A 4,235-nucleotide genomic window follows, 5' to 3' on the forward strand; every position below is an offset into this window, starting at 1 on the left:
GTTTGGCACCGAGGCCTATGGCTATGCGGGCTGGATCGCGGCGCGTACCGGCCTGTTCCCGAGCTACGTCGACAACCAGGGCAAGCTCGGGGACCACACCGGGCAGTTTCTGGCCAGGCTTCCGGCCTGCATTGCATCGTCCACTGCCGACCTGTGGCTGCTGCTGTCACGCACCAACGACAGCACCACGGCAGGTATGAGCCTGGCCGACACGAAAGCCAATGTGATGAAGATCGTCACCGCGTTCATGAACACGCCCGGTAAGTACCTGATCGTCGGCACTGGTACGCCGCGCTTCGGTAGCAGGGCTCTGACCGGGCAGGCGCTGGCCGATGCGATCGCCTACAAAGACTGGGTGTTGAACTATGTCAGCCAGTTCGTGCTGGTGGTGAACATCTGGGACGGCTTCACCGAGGCCATGACAGTGGAAGGCCTGCACCCGAATCTCCTGGGTGCCGAGTTCATCAATTCGCGGGTGGCGCCGATAATCACCGCCCACTTCGAATTCCCCGGCATTCCGCTGCCCACTGACGCTGGCGACGTTTACTCGGCCATCCGACCGTTCGGTTGCCTCAATGCCAACCCGCTGTTGGCGGGCACCGGTGGTTCTCTGCCTGCTGGCGTGAATGCTGTGGCCGGGTCAGTGCTGGCGGACGGCTACAAAGCCGTTGGCTCTGGCCTGACCGGGATCACCACGCGGTGGTACAAGGAGCCTGCCACCTATGGTGAGGCGCAGTGCATCGAGCTGCGTGGCAACATGGCGGCGGCGGGCGGCTACATATACATGCAGCCCACGGCCAACGTGGTACAGAACAACCTGGCAGCCGGCGACGTTATCGAAATGGTGTCGGCGGTGGAAATCATGGGTTCGTCGCGGGGCATTCTGGCTTGGGAGGCTGAGTTGACCATCACCAAGACGGTCAACGGCGCGTCGTCCACGTTCTACTATCGGTCAATGGACAAGTACCAAGAGCCGTTCACTATGCCGGCCAGCTTTTCCGGGGCGTTGGAAACACAGCGCGGCACGATTGACATGAGCGAAACCGTGATCACCTCACGCATGGGCCTGTACCTGGCTGCAGGTGTGTCGCAGGACTCGACGGTCAAGGCCGCTCAGTTCGGGATACGCAAGGTTTAAATGCCTGGGCTGCCTTGGGCGTATGAATTTATTCGACTTCCTCTATCAGTTCTGCCCCTTGGTTCCGGACGTTACCCACGGCCTTGCCAACCGTATACCACTCAAACTCGTCGACTGGAGTACAGCATTCCCGAGCTATCTCGGCGGCGCGCGATGGGGCAGTGGACGGGGCTGTCCACTCGCGCGCCAGTTCGGGGCTGAGGACCAACGGGCGCCGGTCGTGTATGTCGACCATTCCCTGATCGCTGGCCGCAGTAATAATCACGAACCCGTCGCCTTCGTGAGGTTGCAGCCCAGCATGAACTTGCGCGAGCGCTGCGAAAAACATCGGCTTTTGGCTTTTAAGTCGGATGAAGTAAGGCTGCTTTTTCTTGGGGTCATCAGGATCCTTGACCCATTCAAACCAGCCATTTGCAGGTGCAAGAGCACGGCCGTGCGGCCACAACTCTTTGAAGAACCTTCCCGTCATCACCGTTTCGACGCGTGCATTTATGGGGGCCGGACGTTTCCCCTGGGCCCAGAACGGAGCCCATCCCCAGCGAACCTTGTCGACACTCAGGCCGGTCTCCGTTGGTCGGATGATCTCAACACGAGTCGTCGGAGCAACGTTGTAACGCTCAATGGGCCAGAGGTCATAGCCATTGATAACCAGCTGCTCTGGTGCAAGCTCTTTTAGATAATGGTCCATGGATTCATAGATCGAGTAGCGTCCGCACATGATGTCACCCGTAATGTCACTCGTCGAAAATGCCCGTCTCTACGATTGACCACGGTAAGGGCAAAGAGTTAACTGTATATGTATACAGTAAATCACTCACCCACGAAAAACGGCGAACATCATGAATGTCACTTACCTCGGCACCCTGGCAGAAGAGGGGGCGAAGCTCCCATGGTTCTCATCGTTGGTATCAGCAGGTTTCCCCTCGCCGGCAGCAGACCACATCGAGAAGCATATTTCGCTCGATGAGCTTTTCAGCATCCGGGCGCCGCATGTTTACCTGGTCACTGTCTTGGGTGAAAGCATGCAGGGGGCGGGCATCCATAGTGGTGATCTTGCGATCGTAGATCGAAGCCTTGAGGCCGAGCATGGTGATATCGTCGTTGCTGCGCTCAACGCAGAGGCCGTTTGCAAGCGGCTGCACATGCGTAATGAGGTCGTTATTCTTCAGTCAGAAAATCCGCATTTCGCACCTCGACACATCATGGAAGGCGATGAGCTGTCCATCCTGGGAGTAGTTCGTTACAGCGTGCGCGATCATGGCCGGTCATGAGAATGTCTTCGCGCTGATCGACTGCAACTGTTTTTATGCGAGCTGCGAGCGAGCTTTCCGTCCCGACCTGGCAAGGACTCCCATCGTAGTGCTCAGTAACAACGACGGATGTGTTATCGCCAGGAGCTATGACGCAAAACCGTTTGTGAAGATGGGCGCACCGTACTTTCAGATCAAGGACGTTTTGCGTCATAACGGCGTGATTGCCTTCAGCAGCAATTACGCCCTGTAGTAAGTTAGGTGGAATGCTTTTTCTTGAGCTAGGCTGAATCCTTCGGCGCTCTGGGGAGACACCCATGACTTCCAGCCCGTCCTACGCAGCGATTTTAAACCGCTACCCCAGTGTTGGAGAGTGGCTGCAACTGCTCGGTAACCTGAGCCGTGCACCTGCTACTCTCGATGCGTATGCCCGTGGTCTGGCGCATTACCTGCGCTATTGCGAAACGGCTGGGTGGGACGCTGAAGCCGTGACCTTCGAGCAGATTACGCTCTACATCCGCCAACTTCTACCCGGTCAAGCCAGTGCGGTGGCGAATGCCACCTTGCACCAACGCCTCACCGCCATCCGCTTATGGTACGACCATTTGGTCTTTGAGGATCGCTGTCAGCAAAACCCTGTACCGCGCGGACAGCACACACGTCTGCTCCACCCACCGGCTCACGCGGGCTTTGCCAAGGGCCTAGTACCTAGTCTGGTCAAATTACCCAACCTCCTCAACGACGAGCAATGGCGGCATTTCCTGAGCATCGCAGCCAGCGCGTCGGTGCGCGACCGATTGATGCTCTCGCTGGCTTATTGCGGGGCTCTGCGGCGTGCAGAATTGGTGGCCTTGAGAGTCGAAGACTTGGATATGGCGCATCGACTGATCTCGGTACGGGCTGAAACGACCAAGGGACGACGCAGCCGCGTGGTGTGCTACAGCCCATCCATTGCCCCCGTCTTGATGACCCACCTTCAACAGCTTAATCGGGACGGATGGACAAAGGGCCCGCTGTTTCGCTCCGATTCAGACCGCAACCGTGGCGCGGGGCTGACCCGCTGGACTTGGAGTAAAACGGTAGAGGCTTGGGCCAGGAAGTCAGACCTTACCTGTCTGAGCACGCATACTTTCCGTCACTTGCGGCTGACGCATTTGGCTCGTGCAGGTTGGAAGCTCCATGAACTTACGGCCTATGCGGGACATCGTGACCCCAAGACTACCTTGATGTATCTACACTTATCCGGCGCGGACCTGACCGCAAAAATGGCCCAATCAGTCGGCAGTCTGGATGCCCGAATGTTTGGTGAACTCTTTACGTCGCAGTCATCCTCATGAGCCTTGTATTAGCACCGGATTATGTAGCGTTTGATTCCGGTCGGTATACGCGACAAGAGGTGCTGACCGATTTTGAGCAGGCCGTGCTTTCAAATCATCTCCACCGTTCTAATTGGCCCTATCTGCAATCGATAATGCCTGATCTTGTAAATCCCCTGATTCACCTTGTCGCGTTTAGCGGTGTGTCTGATCGTATGGCAGCCCCGTCGGTGTCTGCCATTCTATGGCAGGTCAGTAAAACAGGCATGCCCTATTGGGGCTGGTCAGATATGCAATGGCTCGACTTACTCAACACCCGAGCAGGGTCTCGTCCGTACCGAGCGGCAGTTGCTTACCACCTGGGCGGTTTCCATAACCTTCAACGCATTACCAAATTTCGTCAATCTGCGATTTATGCATCATTCATTTTCGGGCACGAGATATTCAAGGATGAGCTCACTCGTTTAAGGAGGCGCTGCAAAAATAGCCAACTGTCCCCACCCTTGGCACACTAAGTTCCTTCAACCAGCC

General features: G+C 56.8%; 5 protein-coding genes and 1 pseudogene. 5 read left to right on the forward strand and 1 reads right to left on the reverse strand.

Annotation, left to right across the window (positions count from 1 at the left end; genetic code table 11):
- Positions 1–1,138 (forward strand): SGNH/GDSL hydrolase family protein (locus AO388_RS23025; protein ID WP_058417219.1); only part of this gene is annotated, 1,138 nt, incomplete at its 5' end.
- Between the two features lie 28 nt (positions 1,139–1,166).
- Here AO388_RS23025 and AO388_RS23030 read toward each other — a convergent pair.
- A complete protein-coding gene (locus AO388_RS23030) occupies positions 1,167–1,856 on the reverse strand; it encodes an SOS response-associated peptidase family protein (protein ID WP_058417220.1) in 690 nt (229 codons plus the stop codon).
- A gap of 121 nt (positions 1,857–1,977) precedes the next feature.
- Between AO388_RS23030 and AO388_RS23035 the strand changes: the two genes are divergently transcribed.
- From AO388_RS23035 to AO388_RS29440, 4 genes and pseudogenes are all read left to right on the forward strand, one after another.
- Positions 1,978–2,409, forward strand: coding sequence for a LexA family protein (locus AO388_RS23035; RefSeq protein WP_032661965.1), 432 nt, complete (start codon positions 1,978–1,980; stop codon positions 2,407–2,409).
- Positions 2,396–2,638 (forward strand): annotated as a pseudogene (locus AO388_RS23040) (Y-family DNA polymerase); the annotation flags it as partial. The gene AO388_RS23035 and the pseudogene AO388_RS23040, both read left to right, overlap by 14 nt.
- A gap of 67 nt (positions 2,639–2,705) precedes the next feature.
- The gene (locus tag AO388_RS23045) at positions 2,706–3,725 is read left to right on the forward strand and encodes a tyrosine-type recombinase/integrase (protein WP_058417222.1); all 1,020 of its coding nucleotides are present in this window, start codon (positions 2,706–2,708) and stop codon (positions 3,723–3,725) included.
- Positions 3,722–4,219, forward strand: coding sequence for a hypothetical protein (locus AO388_RS29440; protein WP_177343140.1), 498 nt, complete (start codon positions 3,722–3,724; stop codon positions 4,217–4,219). The genes AO388_RS23045 and AO388_RS29440 overlap by 4 nt, the downstream gene beginning before the upstream one ends.
- Positions 4,220–4,235 lie beyond the last annotated feature (16 nt).

The sequence above is a fragment of the Pseudomonas sp. ICMP 10191 genome (assembly GCF_001467335.1).
Lineage (GTDB): Bacteria > Pseudomonadota > Gammaproteobacteria > Pseudomonadales > Pseudomonadaceae > Aquipseudomonas > Aquipseudomonas cerasi.